The sequence below is a fragment of the Chitinophaga nivalis genome (genome assembly GCF_025989125.1).
GTDB lineage: Bacteria > Bacteroidota > Bacteroidia > Chitinophagales > Chitinophagaceae > Chitinophaga > Chitinophaga nivalis.
The window spans coordinates 4,574,514-4,596,283 of sequence record NZ_JAPDNR010000001.1 but is presented as its reverse complement, the minus strand read 5'-3'; the positions used below and the strand labels follow the sequence as shown (position 1 = coordinate 4,596,283).

At 47.0% G+C, this 21,770-nt stretch carries 15 protein-coding genes and 1 other RNA gene; 8 read left to right on the top strand and 8 right to left on the bottom strand.

Annotated elements, in window-relative coordinates; translation table 11 throughout:
* Positions 1–9 precede the first annotated feature (9 nt).
* The 8 genes from OL444_RS18260 to OL444_RS18225 all read left to right on the top strand — a co-directional run bounded on the left by OL444_RS18260 (position 10) and on the right by OL444_RS18225 (position 11,910).
* Entirely contained in the window at positions 10–1,023 is a 1,014-nt protein-coding gene (locus OL444_RS18260; protein WP_264730861.1) for a lysylphosphatidylglycerol synthase transmembrane domain-containing protein, read from the top strand.
* A 269-nt stretch (positions 1,024–1,292) separates the two neighbouring features.
* Positions 1,293–3,353, top strand: a complete 2,061-nt coding sequence (gene ppk1 / locus OL444_RS18255; RefSeq protein WP_264730862.1) for a polyphosphate kinase 1 — start codon at positions 1,293–1,295, stop codon at positions 3,351–3,353.
* A gap of 165 nt (positions 3,354–3,518) precedes the next feature.
* On the top strand, positions 3,519–4,412 hold the full coding sequence (locus OL444_RS18250; protein ID WP_264730863.1) for a Ppx/GppA phosphatase family protein: 894 nt from the start codon (positions 3,519–3,521) through the stop codon (positions 4,410–4,412).
* A 155-nt stretch (positions 4,413–4,567) separates the two neighbouring features.
* Positions 4,568–5,383, top strand: coding sequence for a 3-methyl-2-oxobutanoate hydroxymethyltransferase (gene panB / locus OL444_RS18245; RefSeq protein WP_264730864.1), 816 nt, complete (start codon positions 4,568–4,570; stop codon positions 5,381–5,383).
* A gap of 461 nt (positions 5,384–5,844) precedes the next feature.
* A complete protein-coding gene (locus OL444_RS18240; RefSeq protein ID WP_264730865.1) occupies positions 5,845–6,918 on the top strand; it encodes a saccharopine dehydrogenase family protein in 1,074 nt (357 codons plus the stop codon).
* Positions 6,919–6,940: 22 nt separating this feature from the next.
* Positions 6,941–7,831, top strand: coding sequence for a DUF1338 domain-containing protein (locus OL444_RS18235; protein ID WP_264730866.1), 891 nt, complete (start codon positions 6,941–6,943; stop codon positions 7,829–7,831).
* A 24-nt stretch (positions 7,832–7,855) separates the two neighbouring features.
* Entirely contained in the window at positions 7,856–9,385 is a 1,530-nt protein-coding gene (gene amaB / locus OL444_RS18230) for an L-piperidine-6-carboxylate dehydrogenase (RefSeq protein ID WP_264730867.1), read from the top strand.
* Between the two features lie 860 nt (positions 9,386–10,245).
* The gene (locus OL444_RS18225) at positions 10,246–11,910 is read left to right on the top strand and encodes a S8 family peptidase (RefSeq protein WP_264730868.1); all 1,665 of its coding nucleotides are present in this window, start codon (positions 10,246–10,248) and stop codon (positions 11,908–11,910) included.
* Positions 11,911–11,986: 76 nt separating this feature from the next.
* Here OL444_RS18225 and OL444_RS18220 read toward each other — a convergent pair whose 3' ends face one another.
* The 8 genes from OL444_RS18220 to lpxK form a co-directional block, all read right to left on the bottom strand.
* Positions 11,987–12,400: a DUF4870 domain-containing protein gene (locus OL444_RS18220; protein ID WP_264730869.1), complete on the bottom strand. Its 414-nt coding sequence runs from the start codon at positions 12,398–12,400 to the stop codon at positions 11,987–11,989.
* A gap of 66 nt (positions 12,401–12,466) precedes the next feature.
* Positions 12,467–12,838, bottom strand: an RNA gene (gene rnpB / locus OL444_RS18215) — RNase P RNA component class A.
* A gap of 78 nt (positions 12,839–12,916) precedes the next feature.
* A complete protein-coding gene (locus tag OL444_RS18210) occupies positions 12,917–13,966 on the bottom strand; it encodes a Smr/MutS family protein (RefSeq protein ID WP_264730870.1) in 1,050 nt (349 codons plus the stop codon).
* A 149-nt stretch (positions 13,967–14,115) separates the two neighbouring features.
* Positions 14,116–14,565, bottom strand: a complete 450-nt coding sequence (locus OL444_RS18205) for a DoxX family protein (protein ID WP_264730871.1) — start codon at positions 14,563–14,565, stop codon at positions 14,116–14,118.
* A gap of 138 nt (positions 14,566–14,703) precedes the next feature.
* Positions 14,704–16,338: an amino acid permease gene (locus OL444_RS18200; protein ID WP_264730872.1), complete on the bottom strand. Its 1,635-nt coding sequence runs from the start codon at positions 16,336–16,338 to the stop codon at positions 14,704–14,706.
* A 182-nt stretch (positions 16,339–16,520) separates the two neighbouring features.
* Positions 16,521–17,492, bottom strand: coding sequence for a polyprenyl synthetase family protein (locus OL444_RS18195; RefSeq protein ID WP_264730873.1), 972 nt, complete (start codon positions 17,490–17,492; stop codon positions 16,521–16,523).
* 25 nt (positions 17,493–17,517) lie between these two features.
* Positions 17,518–20,673 (bottom strand): ribonuclease R, encoded by a 3,156-nt coding sequence (gene rnr, locus OL444_RS18190; protein WP_264730874.1) that lies wholly within the window; start codon positions 20,671–20,673, stop codon positions 17,518–17,520.
* A 15-nt stretch (positions 20,674–20,688) separates the two neighbouring features.
* Complete coding sequence (lpxK, locus tag OL444_RS18185) at positions 20,689–21,759, bottom strand: tetraacyldisaccharide 4'-kinase (RefSeq protein WP_264730875.1); 1,071 nt, start codon at positions 21,757–21,759, stop codon at positions 20,689–20,691.
* Positions 21,760–21,770: the final 11 nt, after the last annotated feature.

Sequence of the window (21,770 nt, the reverse complement as noted above, 5' to 3'; positions counted from 1 at the left end):
AATTTGGATATGCCCAAAATGCTTAAGAACCTCATTAAGTTTGTCTGCTTCTTTGGCATAGGCCTGCTATTGATCTGGCTCTTTACAAAAGATATCACAGCCGATCAATGGGATCAGATTTACACTGCATTCCGCAAAGCCAATTACTGGCTTGTTATTCCTGCCATCGTATTGGGTATTGCCAGCCACTGGTTCCGCGCTGTCCGCTGGAAACTGCTGATGAAACCACTGGGCCACCAGCCATCCACACTGAATACTTTCTTCGCTGTGATGGTAGGCTACCTGGCTAATCTGGCTGTGCCACGCCTCGGTGAAGTAACCCGTTGCGGTATACTGGCCCAATACGAAAAAGTACCCGCCGATAAACTGGTAGGTACCATGATTGCAGAACGTGCAGTAGATCTCGTGTGCCTCCTGCTCCTGATGGGCCTCACCATCGTTATTCAGCTGGATGTACTCGGCGCTTATGTCAGTCAGGAAATTTTTCAGCCGCTGAGCCGGAAACTGGCCAATGCCAACGGCGGACAACTGATCATCGTTGCCATCGGCGTATTGGTAGTTGTACTGCTGCTCCTATGGCTGCTGCGTCGCTTCGCCAGATCCAAAGTGGCCATCACCATCAAATCGCTGGCCAGAGGCGTCATGGAAGGCATCTTGTCTATCGGCAAAATGAAAAACAAAAATGGTTTTCTCCTGCAAACAGTACTCATATGGGTCTGCTATCTGTCTCAGGTGTATATCGGTTTTTTCTGTCTGAAAGAAACCAGCCACCTCAGTATCAGCGCTGCCCTGGCCGTACTGATCATCGGTAGTGTAGGCATGATCGTTACCCCGGGTGGTATCGGCGCCTATCAACCACTGGTGCAAAAAACACTGCAACTCTACAATATTCCGTACGCCATCGGCTTTGCCTTTGGCTGGATTATCTGGGTAGCACAAACCCTGCTGGTTATATTCCTGGGCTTCTTCAGCCTCGTGGCATTGCCCATCTACAACAAAAACAGGCATCAGCCTAAACCATAAAATGAACGGATGATAACCACCTGTTATCATCCGTTCGCTGTTTAATTATACAGCTATCTTCCCTTCTTTCCGGCTACTGTTCATATTTTTCATTAACTTTAATTTAATACCATATTTTCACCTAAAACTGTATTATCGCAGCTTAGTTGATGCGTTTACCGAAAGTTAATAAGTAAGATTTTATGCGATTACAGCGTGGCGAGCACCTTGAGACCATGACAACACCCGAAGCAATATCGTCAAAGAAACCAGTCAGGAAAAAACCTGTTGTGGAGAAACGGAAAATGATCGCCAGAGACATCAGCTGGTTATCATTTAATGCAAGAGTACTGCAGGAAGCAGCAGATAAAACCGTTCCGCTGCACGAACGTATCCGCTTTTTAGGCATCTTTTCCAATAACCTGGATGAATTTTTCCGGGTACGGGTAGCTACGCTCAAAAGAATGATGTCTTTTGGCAAAGCATCCCGCATGCACCTGGAAGAAAATCCAGGAAAAATACTGGAAGATATTCAAACCAACGTAATCGACCAGCAACGGGAATTCGATCGCGTATGGAAAGACATTGTGCATGAACTGGAAGTGCAACACATTTTTTTACGTACAGAAAAACAGCTCAACAAAGAGCAACAACGTTTTGTACTGAACTATTTCAATGAACAGGTGCGTACCAATATCATCCCCCTGATGATAGAAAGCATCCAGCACTTCCCTATCCTGCGCGATAAATCCATCTACCTCGCGGTAGTACTGGCCCGTCAGGATAACTCCGTGCGACAGAAATTCGCACTCATTGAAATTCCCACTACCGTATTACCCCGGTTCATTATTCTTCCTTCCAAAGAAGGAGAACACGATATTATTCTGCTGGAAGACCTCGTGCGCTTCTGCCTGCCGAATATATTCTCCTACTTTGGTTACGATAAATTCTCTGCCCACATCATCAAAGTAACACGCGATGCGGAGCTGGATATCGATAACGACATCTCCACCAGCCTGATTCACCAGCTGGAAAAAGGCCTGAAAGACCGTCGTAAGGGGAAACCGGTGCGGTTCGTATACGATAAGGACATCGACCCTTTGCTGCTGGAATATCTCATGCGCCGACAGGGCCTGTCCGGCAAAGACAACCTTATTCCGGGTGCGCGTATCCATAACTTCAAGGACTTTATGGATTTCCCGGAATCGATCTTTCCGCCACATACCCACCGCAAAACCTTCATCCATCCCCTGTTTCTGAATGCGCCCAGCGTAATGCACGTGATTCAGCAACATGATGTGATGCTGCACTTCCCTTACCATTCTTTTGATACGATCATTGACCTCCTCCGGGAAGCTGCCATTGATCCGAATGTATCGTCCATAAAAATAACAGCGTACAGGCTTGCCCGTAACTCCAAGATCATGAATGCCCTGATCAACGCTGTCCGGAACGGAAAACAGGTAACGGTTGTGCTGGAGCTCCGCGCCCGCTTCGATGAAGCGGCCAACCTCGACTGGAAGTCAAGGCTGGAAGAAGAAGGCGTAAAGGTACTGCTGGGTATACCCAATATGAAGATACATGCCAAGCTGTGCGTCATCAAAAAACGGATCGGCACCAAAACACTGCAATGTGGCTTCGTCAGCACCGGTAACCTCAATGAAAAAACCGCACGGGTCTATGGCGATCACTGTCTGCTCACCACCAACCGTGCTATCATCGCAGACATTAACCGGATCTTTGCCTACCTGGAAAGTCCGCGCCACGATACCAAAATACTGGAAGGGTGCAAAACCCTGCCGGTAAGTCCGCTGAACATGCGTGATACTTTCCTCCGGCTGATAGACCGGGAAATAAAATACGCCAAACATAAAAAGAAGGCCAGCATCACCGTGAAAATGAACTCCCTCTCGGATGATGAGCTGATCGCCAAACTCTACGATGCCGCCAAAGCTGGTGTAGACATAAAAATGGTGATCCGGGGTATCTGCTGCGCCTATACGGAAAATAAAAAGTGGAAGAAAAATATCACCGCGGTGAGCATTGTAGATGAATACCTGGAACATGCCAGGGTATTTATCTTCCATCATGGCGGGCAGGAAAAGGTATTCATTGCTTCCTGTGACTGGATGGTCCGTAACCTGGACCACCGCGTGGAAGCAGCAGCACCTATCACGGACCCGGCTATACGTCAGGAACTGATAGACATCATGAAGATTCAGCTGAGCGGAAACGTAAAAGCCCGTATGCTCGATAATGATCAGAAAAATGAATATAGAAAGGAAGGAGATAAAAAAGTAAGAACACAGGTAGAAATTTATAAATACCTCCACGAAAAACAATACCACTAATATTACCCTGGTGCTGTATCGTGTTTCCCATTGCGTACACGATACAGCACTCATAAATAACAGATAACGGCCGGTATTATAACTTCATCACCTGTATCCCCGATCCACTGAACACAAAACCAGGAAATATTTTACTTTTGCGTTTTTTAATTTAATGATTCATTGATGAAGTTAGCAGCTATAGATATTGGCTCCAATGCTGCCAGGTTATTGATTTCCGAAGCATCTCCCAACAGCAGCGGCGCAATGGACTTTACCAAGGTAAACCTGGTGAGAGTACCATTACGATTGGGTTTCGACGTATTTTCAAATAATACGATCTCTGAAAAAAGAGCGGCTCACCTCATTGACACCATCAAAGCATACAAGTTATTACTGGACGTTTATGAAGTAAAATACCTGAAGGCCTGCGCTACCTCGGCCATGCGCGACGCCAGCAACAGCCCGGTGATCCTGCAGGAAGTGAAAGCGCAGACCGGTATCGATATCAAAATTATTTCCGGCCAGGAAGAAGCTTCCTACATCTACGAAAACCATGTCGCCGAAAACATGGATAAAACAAAATCCTATCTCTATATCGATGTAGGTGGTGGCAGTACAGAACTCACCCTCTTTAGTGCCGGCAAACTCATTTTCAAGGAATCTTTTAATATCGGCACCATCCGCCTGCTGCATCAGCAGGTGACAGACAGCGCCTGGCAGCAGATGAAAGATTTCCTGAAAATACAGCTGAAAAACATCGGCGCCGTTACCGCCATCGGTTCCGGTGGCAATATCAACAAGATATTTTCTCTCTCCAAACGCAAAGAAGGCAAACCGCTCTCTCTGGATACACTTAAAGACTACTACAAGGAATTCAGCAGCTTCACTGTGGAAGAACGCATACACCTGTATAACCTGCGGGAAGACCGGGCAGACGTTATTGTACCGGCTTTGCAGATCTATATCAATGCCATGCGCTGGGCGGATGCCGCAGAAATATATGTACCTAAAATAGGGCTGGCAGATGGCCTTATTCAGGCCCTCTACGAAGAAATTGCCGCCAGCAATAAACTGTAGACGCCCTATTCTTTTCATGGCCGGAAACAACTGGAATACTTCCACCGACTGCTTCCCGGCCATGGATCTTTTTCATTCCCCTCCCCTTCCATACATAAAAAAAGTTTCCATTTTCTTATTTATATCCCCACCTTTGCGCTAAATGCATACTGCTTATGTCTGTAAATAAAGAAATCAAGCGCATTACCACGCATATCCTGCAGAAGATGAAAGTGGACGGGGAAAAAATATCTATGCTCACAGCATATGATTATTCCATGGCCCGTATTTTCGATGATGCAGGTATTGATATCCTGCTGGTAGGCGACTCGGCCTCCAATGTAATGGCAGGCCATGAAACCACGTTACCCATTACCCTCGACCAGATGATCTATCACGCCGCATCGGTTGTGAGAGCCATCAAAAGATGCTTTGTTATTGTAGACCTGCCCTTTGGTTCTTACCAGGGTAATTCTAAAGAGGCCCTGAATTCCACCATCCGCATCATGAAAGAAACCGGTGCACACGGTATCAAAATTGAAGGCGGAGAAGAAATTATTGAATCCGTAAAACGGATTATCTCAGCAGGCGTACCGGTAATGGGACACCTGGGTCTTACACCGCAATCTATCTATAAGTTTGGCACCTATGCTGTGCGGGCTACCGAAGAAGCCGAAGCCGCCAAACTGATCAACGATGCCAAACTGCTCCAGGAAGCGGGTTGCTTTGCTATTGTGCTCGAAAAAATTCCGGCTACCCTCGCCAAAGAAGTAGCTGCATCTGTAGAAATACCCATCATTGGTATCGGTGCAGGTAAATATGTAGATGGACAGGTATTGGTGATGCACGATATGCTGGGCATCAACAAAGATTTCAAACCACGCTTCCTCCGTCGCTACCTGGATTTATACGACCAGATATTCGGTGCTACCCAGTCTTTCATTAATGATGTAAAGACAAAAGACTTCCCGAACGAAAGTGAGCAATACTAAACAACGGTATTTTTATCTGTTATCGGAACCAGCAGCAGCAAAAAAACTGCTGGTTCCGATAATAGAATAAAAAAGTTTGCTTATATTCGCTTTTCACCTTTGCTGAATGAACCATTTGTTAAACATACAGCTTTCTCTTCTCTCTTATCTGCGGAGCACTTGCTCCCACGTGCCTTGAGTGCGTATAGCAGATTGCATCTGCTGCTTTCCTTTTTATTTTATTGTTGACTAACCGTGTAAACGGTTCACTGTGTTATGTTACAGGCTACGGTAGCAATTAATTTTTATTAATTTCTGCTGTAAATGTGTATTTGCTTTGGTAAAAATTACCAGGCAGGCGCCTCTTATATAGCGGGAGGGCTTTGTTATGCCTGTACGTTTCTACAGTGATGACCTTTGTTTATTCACTTAAACCGGAAGCAGTTCATGCTTCCATCATCACTATAATTCCATTTCAGATTATGAAACGTGTCATGATTATCGGCGCCGGCAAGATCGGCGAAACAGCGGCCTTCTTATTGCAACAGTCAGGTGATTACCAGGTAACCCTGGCCGACAGCAATGAAGCATTATTGCAGAAATGTACGGATACCAATATCCATAAAACCAAGCTGGATGTGAACAATGCCGCCGAATTACAACAAGCACTGGAAGCACAGGATATTGTACTGAGTGCCTGCCCTTACTTCCTGAATGTAAAAATTGCGACAGCCGCCGCTAAAGCACAGACGCATTATTTTGACCTGACAGAAGACGTGGCTACCACCAATGCCATCCGTGAAATTGCGCAGAACGCCAATGTGACTTTCATGCCACAATGTGGGCTGGCACCAGGTTTCATCAGCATTGCCGCTTTTGACATCGCCAAACAGTTCGATTCCCTGGATTCCGTAAGGCTGCGCGTAGGCGCCCTGCCGCAGTTTCCGACCAACAGCCTGATGTACAACCTGACCTGGAGTACCGATGGCCTGATCAATGAATACTGCAATCCCTGCGATGCCATTCATGAAGGAGAACGTAAAGAAGTAATGCCCATGGAAGGCTACGAACGCTTTGCCCTCGACGGTGTGGAATATGAAGCTTTCAATACTTCCGGTGGATTGTCTGCACTGGCAGAAATACTGGATGGTAAAGTATACAACCTGGACTACAAAACCGTACGTTATCCGGGCCATTGCCAGCTGATGAAAATATTACTGAATGAACTGAAACTGAATAAAAAAAGAGAGATACTGAAAGAAATTATGGAAGACAGCATTCCTTTTACACCACAGGATGTAGTACTGGTATTTGTATCGGTTTCCGGTATGATCAACGGCCGTTCTGTACAGCGTTCCTATTCCCGTAAAATCTACAACCAGGAAATTGCCGGTAAAGACTTTACAGCTATCCAGCTGACAACAGCCGGTGCAGTTTGTGCCGTGATAGATCTGCATACCAAAGGCCTGTTACCATCCAACGGATTTGTGCGCCAGGAAGATGTGGCTTTCAGTGATCTGATCGACAACCGTTTTGCGGTATATTATAATAATTAGCAGATAAATTAAACAACGAGCTATGTTAAGTGAAGTGCTTCATGGTCTGATGGACCGCTACCAAGAGCGGGTACCGGATGTAGCAGCGGTAATAGCTGCCATGGTAAAAGAAGGCATTATCGGGAAAGCAGATGATATCGAAAACGATCATATTGCGTTCAGAACAATGGGAGTGCCGCAGTTAGGCGTACAGTCGCTGGAGAAAATTTTTCTCCACTACGGCTATACGAAAATGGATGCCTACCACTTTCCGGCTAAAAAGCTGGATGCCTGGTGGTATGCGCCACCTTCTCCGGAATATCCGCGCATCTTCATCAGCGAGCTGCGGGTAAAAGACCTGAGCCAGGCGGCACAGGACATTATCTACAGCTATACCAATGAAGTTAAAACAGATCCGGTAAATACCCTTGACCTGGACAACAGCAAAGCGGTAGACGCCTTTTTGCACAGCGCGCTCTGGAGAACCCCTACCCTGGCAGATTTCCAGACCCTTGCAGCAGAAAGTGAATACGCCGCCTGGGTAATTTACAACCGATATTACCTGAATCACTTCACGGTAAGTGTACATAATTTACCTGCCGGATACAATACTGTAGCGGACTTCAACACTTTCCTGGAGCACCATGGGTTTAAACTGAATGATGCGGGCGGTAAAATCAAAACCAGTCCGGATGGGAACCTGCTGCAAAGCGCTACCGTGGCACGTATGCTGACGGCTACCTTTGCAAACGGGGAACAGCACAACATTGCCGGCTCCTATGTGGAGTTCGCCGAAAGAAAAGTGTTGCCACAGTTTGCCCACCTGTCCGCAGCAGCCATCGGCCGGGAACACAGACGGGAAGGCTTTGAAGCCGGCAATGCCGACAAGATCTTTGAAAGCACCTACGCCGCACAAACAAAAAAAAGTTCCTAATTTAGTTTAAACAATACACCGACAATGGTAGCAGATATCTTAAAAGAATTTGGTATTACAGCCGAGCAAAGTGGCGTTAGCACCGGTAAAAACTGGCTGCCGGCACACGGAGCAGATATTATTTCCGTTTCCCCTGTTGACAATAAAAAGATTGCTGCCGTAAAAAGCGCGACCCGGGAAGATTACGACCAGGTAGTAGCCGTTGCACAGGAAGCATTTAAGGAATGGCGCCAGTGGCCAGCCCCCCGGAGAGGTGAAATTGTTCGCCAGGTGGGAGATGCCCTGCGCAAATACAAAAACCAGCTGGGTAAACTCGTTTCCTACGAAATGGGTAAAAGCCTGCAGGAAGGTTATGGAGAAGTACAGGAAATGATCGACATCTGTGATTTTGCAGTAGGTCTTTCCCGTCAGCTGCACGGCCTGACCATGCACTCAGAACGTCCGGGTCACCGCATGTATGAGCAATGGCATCCGCTGGGTATTACCGGTATCATTTCCGCATTCAACTTCCCTGTGGCCGTTTGGAGCTGGAACTCCATGCTGGCATGGGTATGCGGAAACGTATGTATCTGGAAACCATCTGAGAAAACACCGGTAACGGCTTTGGCCTGCCAACGTATAGTCGAAACCGTATTTGCCGCCAACAACGTACCGGAAGGGGTTTGCTGCCTCGTCACCGGCCAGCGCGACGCCGGCGAATGGATGGCGACAGACAAACGTATTCCCCTGGTTTCCGCTACCGGCTCTACCCGTATGGGCAAGAGCGTAGCTGCTGCCGTAGGCGAAAGACTGGGACGCTCCCTGCTGGAACTGGGTGGCAACAACGCCATTATCATTTCCCAGGATGCTGACCTGGATATGTCGCTGATAGGCGCCGTATTTGGCGCAGTAGGTACCGCCGGACAACGTTGTACCTCCACCCGTCGACTGATCATCCACGAAAGCGTGTATGATGCCTTTACGACCAAACTGGTGAATGCCTATGGCCAGATACGCATCGGTAACCCGCTGGATGAAAACAACCACGTAGGCCCGCTGATTGATACTGCTGCCGTAGCTGCCTACCAGGACGCTATCGCCCAGGTAAAACAACAGGGTGGCACCTTCCTCGTGGAAGGAGGCGTACTCACCGGCGCCGGATTCGAATCCGGTTGTTATGTGAAGCCTTGTATTGCTGCAGTGGAAAATACTTACGCCATTGTGCAACATGAGACCTTTGCGCCCATTTTGTATGTGATGAAGTATAAAACACTGCCGGAAGCCATTGCCATGCAAAATGATGTACCGCAGGGCCTTTCTTCCGCTATCATGACCCTGAACCTCCGGGAAGCAGAACAATTCCTCTCTGCAGCCGGTTCTGATTGCGGTATTGCCAATGTCAACATCGGTACTTCCGGTGCTGAAATAGGTGGTGCATTTGGTGGTGAAAAAGAAACAGGTGGTGGCAGGGAAAGTGGTTCCGATGCCTGGAAAGCCTACATGCGCCGGCAAACCAATACGATCAATTACTCTACAGGTCTGCCACTGGCACAGGGAATCAAATTCGATCTGTAAAAAGGAAAATACGCTTTGTGATGTTCAGCTCCGAGGCTTCTGCCCCGGAGCTTTTAATTTTCAGTTCAGGAAACGTCCCCGATCAGATTTTAAAAGCGGTTGATAAAATTACTTACTCATTGTTACTTCTTCAGCATCTCTGGCTGGCATTATACTTCTTCTCTACATACATCGACGCAGGATTTCAAAAATAGTAGCGAGGTTAGAGAACCCCGCTATTCGTTAAACGGAAACCATGCTTATGAGAATTGTATTCAACAACAGGATGTCATTAAATACTCTTCCGGATATAAATATTAGACTTTTTTTTGAATATTCATATTCAACTTTTGTGCTACAAGCAGCCCATAATGGTCGTGTTATCCCCCTGTTTTTTAAGCAGATCCACTATTACAAAGGGTTTCCGGGCACTCTGCGCACTTTCCTGCCCCTACATCCCGGATAGAATATTTTTAGAAATCCCCTATCTGCCTAAACTTTCGGGGTACCCTGCTTCCAAAGCGCGCCGGGATACCCTATCTTCTTAAATAAATTAAAAATGTTGCGGGTTTTATGGCCTCCACCCCTCCCGGACAGCCGTATTTGCCCATTGGTTGGTAGGAATGCAAACTATACCCAGCGGCTATACGTACCACAAACAGGCCATATACAAAAGATCATCGGTATCGCCTCCCCTGTTTTTCTATCTTTTTACCTGGTCTGATGCTCCCAATCAACCAATATATTGCTCGCTTATCATTAATATTTTAGTGTTATACTGCTTTTTCCATACCTTTAAGGTTCTCTATAATCTAAATTGTTCACTGTTTTTATTGGGAAAATTGTTTAAAATGAAATTGTTAAGTCGAGAGGTTGCAGTCTTGGCAGGATGTGTTGCATTGATGGCTGCTTTTACTACGGAAACCATTGCCCAAAGTAAAGGGCCATTACCCAAAAACTGGCATTTACTGAGTTACGACACCGACAGCGTTTATGGTACTGCCACGGAAAAAGCTTATAAAGAACTGCTGAAAGGCAAAAAAAGTACCCCTGTAATTGTTGCCGTAATTGATTCCGGGATAGATTCTACCCATGAAGACCTGAAAGGTATTTTATGGACTAATCCGAAGGAAATACCTGGTAATGGCAAAGACGATGACGGCAATGGTTATATCGATGATATACACGGCTGGAACTTCCTGGGTGGCAAAGACGGCGGCAGTCTGAAAGAAGACTCTGACGAAGCTACCCGCGAATACTACCGCTATAAAAACAAATACGGCAACCCGGACTCTGTTCTTGCGAAGGATTCCAAAGAATACACTACCTGGCTGCAGCTCCAGCAGAAAGTAGAAAAACCTTCTACCCAGTTTAAGCTGCAGTATAAGACCATGTCCAAACTGCAGGAGAATGTAAACAAGTGTGAAACCATCCTGAAAAATTACCTCAACAAGGAAGATTTTACCGTACCTCAGCTCGACAGTATCCAGACGACCAGTCAGGACGTACTGCTGGCACGCAATTTTATGACACGGTTGCTGAAAAGTGCCGGTGATGAACCAGCTACCTTCAGTGATTTCAAAACGGAACTGGACGAATACATCAAGGAACTGAAAAGAAAGGCAGAATGCACCGATGTGCTGCCCAATGCCAACCGGCAACGGATTGTAGGCGACAACCTGGATGATATCAACGACCGGCATTATGGCAACAATGATGTCATGGGTACCTTTGGCTATCATGGCACCCACGTTTCCGGCATTATAGCCGCTATCCGGAACAATGGCGCAGGTATGGACGGTGTAGCTGACAACGTGCGCATCATGGCCGTTAAAGCGGTACCAGATGGCGACGAACGCGATAAAGACATTGCCCTGGCTATCCGTTATGCGGTAGACAATGGGGCACAGATCATCAATATGAGCTTCGGTAAACCCTACTCTCCCAACAAGTCCTGGGTAGATGATGCGGTGAGATATGCCGAACAGAAAGGCGTATTGCTGGTACATGCTGCCGGCAACGATGGCAATAATAACGACTCCATTCCCAACTACCCGAACCCTTATTACGAAGACGGTAAAACCGCCACCAACTTTATTACGGTAGGCGCCAGCAGTACCGGAAGAGGTAATGAGCAGGTAGCCGGGTTCTCCAACTATGGCAAAAAGGAAGTGGATATTTTTGCACCAGGTGTACAGATCTATTCTACCATACCAGGCGGCAACAAATATGGTTCTGCCAGCGGCACCAGTATGGCGGCTCCGGTAGTAGCCGGTATAGCGGCATTGATATTGTCCTATCACCCCGATCTGAGCGCCCGTCAGCTGAAATATATCCTGGAAAAAAGCGCTGCTCCCCTCCCGGATGGTAGTACCCAGGTAAATAAACCAGGCGGACAGGATGAAAAAATCAACTTTGCTGACCTCTCTGTTACCGGCGGTCTGGTGAATACCTATAATGCGCTGAAACTGGCTGCTACGATTAAAGGAGAGCAGGTACGTGGCAAAAAACAAAAGGCGAAAATGAAGCCGCTGAAAAAGAACTAACAACACCTGTTTTCATAACAAAGGGGGTATTCAACTGTATCAAAGCAGCTGAATACCCCCTTTCTCTATGCGGGAATTATTTAACCAGGCGCAAACTCAACGGATATCTGTAGATCACGCCATTATTCGCTCTTACCGCTGCGATAATAGAAAATATTACGTTCAGCAGCCAGATAATACCTAACAGGTCATGCCAGCCCCAGGAAACGGTAAATATTTCGCCCCGTGTATGCCGCCAGAAGTTCGCCAGTGACCACAGTCCCATGCTGATATTATTGACCACATTAATGATCACAGTAATAATGCTGAGCGTAATCTGGAAGTTAATGGCCTCTTTTCCCTGGTCATCCACAAAATGCGATTCATTACGTTTGATGAGCCACAATACCAATACTGCAATGATATTGCCCACCGTAGGCAGTATAAGTATACCTACTATACCACCCAGGTGTACGAAGGTTCCCCACGTACGTTCATCTTTCTGATTCATAAAATAGAGATTAAATATTGGCGAGAAGTTAGGAGGATATTTTAAGATATCAAAAGGAGAAAGAAAAAAAACTACAAACCTATAAGCCGGATTCTGTTTCCACCTGACGGTGAACTGCTACCATTTATCTGCGATGACGCTCACACGTCACCTGTATCTGCCTACCCTCGGTCATCGGGCGAGCCGCCCTCAAACAACCGTATACATGGCATTTCAGCACGCAAGGTTTACCCCCGCAAACAGTTACCTGCCTGCACCGTGGGCTCTTACCCCACTTTTTCACCCTTACCCCGCCATTGACGGGGCGGTTATTTTCTGTGGCACTGGCTGTACCTGGTTATGCACCAGGCCCCACCCGTTAGGTGGTGCGTTGCTCTGCGCTGTCCGGACTTTCCTTCCTCCTGCTCAAGGCAGAAAGACGATAGCACGGTTTGTAGTTGGAGCGCAAAGGTAAGGAAAAACCGGAAAGCAGCACACACAACTGATAAAGATCTGCAGGCTGCTTTCCGGATATGTTTATCTGAAAGTTATTTCTGTTGCCCCGTAACCATATTTTCCATGGTACTGGTTCACAAAATTGGCTACTTCCGGCGTCTGACGGAGGATCTGATGAATCTCATCCCGCAGCTTGCCTTTCCCTACCCCATGAATCACAATCATGCTGTGCTGATGATGACTGATAGCCAGCTCCATATAACGCTGGAACGCATTCAGCTGAATGGCCAGAATCGCAATATTGCTCAGGCCTTTCCAGTTTTTTTCCAGCACTTCAATATGCAGATCTACTTCCTGTTTAGGTTCCAGCGAAGTTTCCGGCTGCAGCTGGATCTTACTTAACAAACTGGCAAAGTTGCCGGAACCTACTGCTACCACAGGATCCTTTTTCTTTGGTTGTTCTGGTACCGGCGCTGGTTCCGGTTCTTTATCCGGGAATTTATCGAATAAAGTATAGGTAAGCGTTGCCTCCTCTTTACTGCGCAGCTCTTCCAGCTGCACAAACATCTGCTTCGGCTTGATTTTCCAGGTTTTCTTTACGGAAGCCGCCAGCTTGGGCTGTGACTCTTTCAGGAAAAAGGTAAATTCAAAACGGGGATTATCGTTCAGGGATTCAAATATCAGATCCGACAGATAAAAGTGGTTATACGGCTGTATTTCATTCTTTATTTCCAGGTCCATCTGATTGTTCAGCCAGATCTGGAAATAAAAACGCATGGCATGCGGCGTATCATTAAACAGGTGAAACTTCATCAGCTTCACGGTTTCATCATAGCCATCCATCTGATATACCGGTAAAACAGACAGGAATACGCCTTTATCTGTTTTAAACACTTCGTATTTGCTTCTGTCTACTTTAATCTCGTCGCCCGGAATCAGCCGGGGCTTATCCTGCACCAGCTTTTGTTTGGTAAAGCGGTGAAAATAGGGAAAGTCTATCTGATCCAGGTATACCGGAAAAGAGGTGCCTTTGACCTCAATCATCACCATATTATCGTTTACCAGGTCTACTATTGTACCTTCTTCTTTTGAACTCAACAGTAATATCCTGTCGCCTATTTGGTATTTCATAATTGCATTCTATCTGGTTGCAAAAGTAAAAATTTGGTGGGATTTAAGCGGATTGAGATGGGATATTTGATAATTTTAAGTAGATATACCCTTCCTGTGCCATTAAAATGGTGGGGCTCACAGGTATGCCTATATGAAAAACAACCCTTTCAGGAACGTTTTTTCTCCGGATGCCGGCGCATGTAATCATCTACAGATATGGGCCCGCTGCCTTCCACCAGGAAAAAAATCAACAGGAACAGCACCAGGATGGAGAGTCCCATCATCGGGTATACGGTAAACAGCCCTGTAGGGGAATGTACAAAGAACACCGCACCAATCAGTACCGGAATGTTCAGCAGGGCAGCCAACCGGGTAAAAAGCCCCATCGCAATGAACAATCCGCCTACGGTATGTGCAAACACGATGTAATGCGCAATACCGAATGACAAGGCTGCCAATGCACGGTTTTCATTGATCAGGGTAGTAAGGGCATCCCTGTTCTGTACAAACAGGATACCGACCCACAGAATGAATACACCCAGCAGAATACGTATAGCACTCAGCCATTTGGGATGATGGGTATCACCCCAGTTTTCGACCCGTTGTAGCATGTTCATAAAATAATATTTTAAAGAACTCCTATAAAGTTACGAAGAAAGATGGCTAATTAATCAAGTGACGTCTGCCCTCCCGGCCAACAAAAAGGGGAGATAAACGATCGTTTATCTCCCCTTTTCATAATGCGATTATATCATTTACGCTTTTCTTCTAAGCTTGCTGTGGGTATAGCTATAACCGAAATAGATGGTAAGTCCTACTGCGAGCCATGCGGAAAACACAATCCAGTTTTTCAGCGCAATTTCCGTCATCAGGTAAAAACAGCTCAGCATACCCAGTACCGGTATCAGCGATAATTTGCGGAGTGCCGACAACACGGTTACAATAATGCTTACCAGTATAAAAATAAAGAACGGGATGTTGTGCTTCCAGACTTCCCAGCCCCCTTCAAAAGAAAGCTTCTGGCCTATCTCCTGGCGGAACAGCAGCGTCAGTCCCAATATCAGCGCAGGCACAATAAATTGCCCGTTGATATACGGCAGGCGGAAACGTTTCTCACCGGTATTTTCTTCTTTCGGCAATAACAACACCCCACCACATACCAATATAAAGGCAAAGAGGGTACCGATGCTGGTCAGATCCGTTACAATGGTCAGGTTCAGGAATAAAGCCGGAATACCTACTATCAGCCCGGTAATAATGGTGGCAAAAGAAGGTGTTTTGAACCGGGGATGGATTTTACTGAAACGTTTGGGTAACAGTCCGTCGCGGCTCATACTCATCCAGATACGGGGCTGACCAATCTGAAATACCAGCAATACACTGGTGGTGGCGATTACCGCACTCACAGAAATGAGGTAACTCACCCAGGGCAGGTGCACCTGGTCAAATACAAAAGCCAGGGGATCATCTACCTTTAATTTTGAAAAAGGTACCATTCCGGTGAGTACAAAAGAAATCAGGATATAGAGTACGGTACAGATAATCAGTGAATAAATCATACCACGGGGCAAATCGCGCTGTGGGTTGGAACATTCTTCGGCGGTAGTACTCACTGCATCAAAGCCAATATAAGCGAAGAAAACAGCAGACACTCCTTTCAACACCCCGGAGAAGCCATTCGGTAAAAACGGGCTCCAATTCTCCTTATTTACATAAAAAAAGCCAACTACTATTACAAACAGGATCACCAGGATTTTCAACGCCACCATAAAATTGGCGCTGCGTTTACTTTCCCGGATACCTACATAAGCCAGGTAGGTAATCAACACCACTACGATAAACGCCGGCAGGTTGAGTATAATCGGAATACCGGCAATATGCGGCGCTGCAGCTACCAGCTCCGGGCTGGCACTATCATAGTTGCTGGCCAGCCACCCCGGCAAACTCAGTCCGATTCCGGCAAGCAGGTTATTACAATAGCCGCTCCAGGAAATGGCCACGGCAATATTACCAATGGCATATTCGAGGATCAGGGCCCAGCCTATTACCCAGGCAGCCAGTTCGCCGAAGGTAACATAGGAATAAGTATAGGCGCTACCAGACACTGGTACACGGGAAGCAAATTCGGCATAACAAAGGGCAGAGAATCCGCAGGTAATGGCGGTAATCACAAACAGCAGGGATACGCCCGGTCCACCATGAAAAGAAGCTTCCCCAATGGTAGAAAAGATACCAGCGCCAATTACGGCCGCAATTCCCATCGCAGTAAGATCCTTTACTTTAAGTACCTTATGCAGTCCCCCATCTGTTTCATGACCATCTGCCAATCCTTCTTTGGCATCCCTGATAATATTGGCAAGTGACTTCTTTCGAAACAGCGAATTAGACATTGGCGAGGAAATTACGGTTTACAGTTTTTCTAAAATAAAAAAGCTTGTCTTACGCAGGAAGAAGGTTGATTATCATGGTGCTGCAGCGATGATCATCAGCTGATCAGTAACTGCCACCCATGCATTTTCTCTTCATCCTGTATAAGACAAGCGCGAATATAACGTGAATTTAAATACAAACCTTATTGCTGACGGTTTAACAGATAATCTGCCAGTTCCATCAACGGCATTTTACGTTTGGACAATACAGCGATATCCTCCAGGCGTCTGAATGCCAGCTCCTGGAAACGTTCCTTTTCTTTTTCTGCCCATGCATCCACTTTGCAGCTATGGAACAGATCCAATACCCGGTCTACTTTATCATCCGGAGAGGTTTCCATCAGCGTTTTCAACGCTGCACGCTCGGCCGGATTACATAGTTCGAATGCTTTCAGGAGCAGGAACGTTTTTTTGTTGACCAGGATATCTCCGCCTTGTTGTTTTCCGAATTTTTCCGGATCACCGAAGGCGTCGAGGTAATCATCCTGGATCTGAAAAGCGATACCAATATTTTTCCCGAATTGATAAATATGTTCCTGGTTCCCTTCGCCGGCGCCACCGATAATAGCTCCCAGCTGCAGGCTCGCAGCCAGTAATACGGACGTTTTCAGCCCGATCATGTTTACATAGCTGTCGTATTGCACCTCTTCCGGTTCCATGGCTTCAAAATCCATATCCAGCTGCTGGCCTTCACATACTTCAATGGCTGCTTTATTGAATACGGAAATGATTTTTTGTTTATAGCGCGGCTGTACCTTGTTCAACCGGTCATACACATTAATCAGCATCACATCTCCGGCCAGGATCGCCGCAGGATCCCCGTAAACAGTATGTACGGTAGGTTTACCCCGGCGTAACGGCGCCTTATCCATAATATCGTCGTGAACAAGGGTAAAATTATGGAAGAGTTCTACGGCATTACCCACCTGGAATGCATCGGGATGCAATGTATCAAATAACTCATTTCCCATCAGACAAAGCACCGGCCGGATACGTTTACCGCCGATTCCCAGGATGTGGGTGGCTGCATTGTATAACTGGCAAGGCTCTTCCGGAAAATGTTGTTGATCAAACTGTTGGCTAAACTGTGCTACTAACTCTTTAAATGATTGCATCTTCAGGTGAATCGTGTTTTATTTTTTACTCTTTTTTCTTTGTTTTTTTGGCAGCTGCCGGTTTCGTACTGGCAGTCGTTTTACCGGTTGCTTTCTTTTCTGGCTTTACAGCGGCCGCTTTAGGCGTCGCTTTTTTGGCGGCTGCGGCTTTGGGCGCTACTGGCTTTTTCTCTTCTTTAGCAACTGCCTTTACCTTAGTGGGTACTGCTTTTTCAGCAGCGCCTTTTTTCACCGGTGTTTTGGCTGCAGGCACTTTTACTGCTGCTTTTTTAGCGGGTGTTTTTTCCGCTGCTGCTTTAGTTGTAGCAGGCGCTTTGGCCGTTTTAGCCGCTGCCTTTTTCGGTGCTGCCTTTACCGGTGTTGGTTCCTGTGCCCTGGCTTTACCGGTAGCTGGTTTTGCTGCCGGAGCTTTTACCGCCGGCATTTTTGCTACCGCAGCTTTTGTGGTAGCCGTAGCTTTTTTCGCTACTGCTTTTTTCGCTGCGGGTTTTACCGTTGTGTTTTTGGTTGCCGTTGCAGCTGCTTTTGTGGTGGCAGGTTTCGCTGGCACCTCTTTCACTGCTGCGGCAGGTGTTACTTTCGTTGTCTTTGTTTTTGCCGCTTTGGCTGGTACCGCTTTTACCTCCGTTGCAGCCGCTGCAGCTTTCGTTGCTGTTGCTTTTGCCGGTTTCGCTGGTACTGTTTTTATCTCCGTTGCAACAGGTGTTGCTGTCGTTGTTTTTGTTTTCGCTGCTGGTGTTTTCACTTCCGCAGGTTTAGCGGTGGCAGTGCTTTCAACAGCCGTTTTCTTCGCAGCCGGTTTAACGGTTGCCGCCTTTTCTTCAACAGGAGCAGGCACTTTAGCCGTAGCCGGTTTTTTCTTATGCTCCGGCGCTTTGGCGGCGGGTTTTACCGGTGCTTCTTTTTGTGGTGGCGTTACCTGTGCCGGTGCTGTCGTCATATCCACCACATGTGTTTCTGCCGCTACCTGGTCTACCACTGGTTCCGGCATGGGTTCCGGCGCAAGCGTTGTTCTGATAGCCGGCTGTGGTGCAGCAGGTTGCTGTGGTTGTTTCCACGGCTGATTGGGCCTGTTATCTTCCCGTTGTTTCTCTTTCTTTTTCTTCCGTCCGTCATTTCTGTCGGGGCGGTTTCTATCTGGTCTGTTTCTGTCGAATCGTTGCTGGTCGTCTCTGCGTTTAGGCTGGAAGCCTTGTTCCCTGCGGCTGCCGGTGGCAGTCAGTTCATCTTCCAGGTCATAATCCAGCTGACGTTTGGCCAGGTTGCCGGCTACCACCCGTATACTCACTTTATCGCCTATACGGAATTTACGGCCACTCGCCTGCCCTACCAGGGCATATTCTCCTTCATTGAAAAGGAATTCTTCTCTTTTGTTAAGGTTATGAATACTGATCAGGCCTTCACATTTGGTATCCACGGTTTCTACCCAGAAGCCGAAATGCGCTACGCCACTGATCACCCCTTCAAAGGTATCGCCCACGTATTGCTGCATGTATTCTACCTGTTTGTATTTATTGCCGGCCCGCTCTGCCTCCATCGCTTTACGTTCCATCTCCGAACTGTGTTTGCATTTCTGCTCCATCTGCTTGTCGGGCTTCACGTTGTTGGCCAGGCAGCCTTCCAGTACGCGGTGTACCAGCACATCGGGGTAACGGCGGATCGGAGAAGTGAAATGGCAGTAATCTTCAAAGCCCAATCCGTAGTGCCCTACATTATTTACCGTATACACAGCTTTGGCCATGGTACGGATACCTAATGTTTCCAGTACATGCTGTTCCGGTTTACCTTTTACCAGCTGCAGCATTTTATTGAAAGAACGGGCAATGCTCTCGGGAGAGCCCAGATCGAACTTATAGCCGAATTTGCTGGCAAATACGGCGAACACCTTCAGCTTTTCCGGATCTGGCGTGTCGTGCACACGGTAAGGAAAAGGTACGGGTTGTTTATTGATTTTTACTTTTGCGACGTAGGCGGCAATGGTTTTATTGGCCAGCAGCATAAACTCTTCGATCAGCTGGTGCGCTTCCTTACTTTCCTTGATCACAATACCGATCGGTTTACCGGCTTCATCCAGTTTAAAACGTACTTCCTGGGAAGAGAAATTAATCGCACCATGGACAAAGCGATCTTTCCGCAGTGTCTGGGCAATTTTATTCAACAACAGCACTTCTGTTTTATAAGGGCCGCCATCCTGGCTTTCGATGATATCCTGTACTTCTTCGTAAGTAAACCGATGATCGGAATGGATAACGGTACGGCCGATCCAATGTTGTTTCACTTCTCCCTTTTCGTTCATCTGGAACATAGCGGAGAAGGTCAGTTTATCTTCATGCGGCCGCAGGGAACACAGCTCATTGGATATTTTTTCCGGCAGCATCGGCAGTACGCGGTCCGGCAGGTATACGGAGGTGGCCCGTTTATCGGCTTCCGTATCCAGGGCGGTACCTGGCACTACGTAATGGCTAACGTCTGCGATATGTACACCTATTTCAAACAATCCGTTTTTCAGGGTACGGATAGAAATGGCATCGTCGAAGTCTTTTGCGTCAATCGGATCGATCGTCATGGTGAGGATCTTCCGGATATCTTTTCTCTTTCGTATCTCCGTTTCCGTTATCCGCTCCTCAATTTTACCCAGTTCTTCCATGACTTCTTTCGGGAAGTTCAACGGGAAGCCTGCTTCGATGAGGATCTCCTTCATAGCCAGGTCGTTGGTATCGCTGGCATCGAGGATTTCTACAATTTCGCCTACAGGTTTGCGGGATTTTTCGCCCCAGGCCACTATTTTTACCACGGCTTTATCGCCATTTTTAGCAGCGCCAAGGGAGTTGGCCGGAATATAAATATCCGGCATAAAAAGACCTTTTTCCGGGATCAGGAAGGCGAAGCTCTTGCTCACCTGCAGGGTACCGGTAAATTCAGTTTTATTTCGTTTAAGGATATCCGTTATAACACCTTCCATACGCCCTTCATTACGGGCCTGCTTCAGCACATCTACCAGCACTTCATCTTTATCCAACGCAGTATGCAGGTTCTTTTGCTTCACCATAATATCTTTGGTGAGGCCTGGTACAATTACAAAGGCCATTCCTGACCGTGTTACTTCCACTATGCCTCTGAAGGTTTTCTTCTGGCCGCCACCACTGTTGCTGTTTCTTTTATCTTTCTTTTTTTTACTCATGTCAGTTGTAAGTTATTATTGACCAGGTACCTGCAATTGCCGGGCCACGTAGTCAAAAATAAAGTTATTAAATAATGTTGCTTCTCCGAAGAGAAACGAGATCTCTACAGGCATAACAGCAATTTTCAGGTTTTGTTCTGTCAGGACATTTTTCAGCAAATGCAATCTCACAGCATCTTTTTCGGTAGTGATGACCACTTTCTGTGTACCGGGCAGCTCATCACATTCTTTCCTGATTTTTGCAATATCTTTTTCCGAATAATAATAATGGTCGGGGAAAGATAACAGGTATACCTGCTCATAACGACGTTTCAGTTCATCCAGCAATGGTTCCGGCCGGGCAATGCCACAAGCCAGCAATACTGTGGTGGCTGCAGGTAGGGTGATCGGTTCATGTGTCACCATATCATACAGGGCCCCGTATTGCAAGGTAGTGAAAAAGAGCCGCTGATGAGGCAACGGATTGATTTCTTTTTCCAATGCCAGCTTTTCCGCCAGACTCATGGAAGGCGGACATTTGGAAACAATGATGCAATTCGCCCGGGCATATCCTTTGCGTCCTTCCCGCAGCCGGCCGAAAGGAACTACATAGTCGCGGGTAAACAACCGCCGGTAATCTGTAATCAGGATATTCATGCCGGGTTTGATGGAACGGTGCTGGAACGCATCGTCCAGCAGTACCACCTGGGTTTCCGGCTCATCTCCCAGCAATTGCGGGATGGCGAGCATCCGTTCTTCGCCCACACTCACTTTAATATCCGGAAATTTATCATGAAACTGCATTGGTTCATCACCAATATCGGCAGCTGTGCTGTTTTCATCTGCCAGCAGATAGCCGCTGGTACGCCGGTTGTATCCGCGGCTGAGCGTAGCCACCCGGAAATTATCTTTTAACAGCCGGATCAGATACTCCACATGCGGGGTTTTGCCGGTGCCGCCTACAGAGAGGTTACCGGCGGCGATGGTAGGAATATCAAATTCCACGGCTGTCAGCAGCCCTTTATCATAAAAACGGTTACGCACCCACATCACCAGGCCATACAGGAGAGAGAAGGGATATAAGAGGAAATTCAGGTATCTGAGCACTGTTGTGTAAT

Bases quoted from the DNA above. Each gene is read 5' to 3' on its own strand.
- OL444_RS18250 (WP_264730863.1), top strand. From the start codon at position 3,519: ATGAAGTTAGCAGCTATAGATATTGGCTCCAATGCTGCCAGGTTATTG.
- OL444_RS18240 (WP_264730865.1), top strand. From the start codon at position 5,845: ATGAAACGTGTCATGATTATCGGCGCCGGCAAGATCGGCGAAACAGCG.
- OL444_RS18220 (WP_264730869.1), bottom strand. From the start codon at position 12,400: ATGAATCAGAAAGATGAACGTACGTGGGGAACCTTCGTACACCTGGGT.
- panB (WP_264730864.1), top strand. From the start codon at position 4,568: ATGTCTGTAAATAAAGAAATCAAGCGCATTACCACGCATATCCTGCAG.
- OL444_RS18205 (WP_264730871.1), bottom strand. From the start codon at position 14,565: ATGAACATGCTACAACGGGTCGAAAACTGGGGTGATACCCATCATCCC.
- amaB (WP_264730867.1), top strand. From the start codon at position 7,856: ATGGTAGCAGATATCTTAAAAGAATTTGGTATTACAGCCGAGCAAAGT.
- OL444_RS18260 (WP_264730861.1), top strand. From the start codon at position 10: ATGCCCAAAATGCTTAAGAACCTCATTAAGTTTGTCTGCTTCTTTGGC.
- OL444_RS18195 (WP_264730873.1), bottom strand. From the start codon at position 17,492: ATGCAATCATTTAAAGAGTTAGTAGCACAGTTTAGCCAACAGTTTGAT.
- OL444_RS18210 (WP_264730870.1), bottom strand. From the start codon at position 13,966: ATGAAATACCAAATAGGCGACAGGATATTACTGTTGAGTTCAAAAGAA.
- OL444_RS18200 (WP_264730872.1), bottom strand. From the start codon at position 16,338: ATGTCTAATTCGCTGTTTCGAAAGAAGTCACTTGCCAATATTATCAGG.
- rnr (WP_264730874.1), bottom strand. From the start codon at position 20,673: ATGAGTAAAAAAAAGAAAGATAAAAGAAACAGCAACAGTGGTGGCGGC.
- OL444_RS18235 (WP_264730866.1), top strand. From the start codon at position 6,941: ATGTTAAGTGAAGTGCTTCATGGTCTGATGGACCGCTACCAAGAGCGG.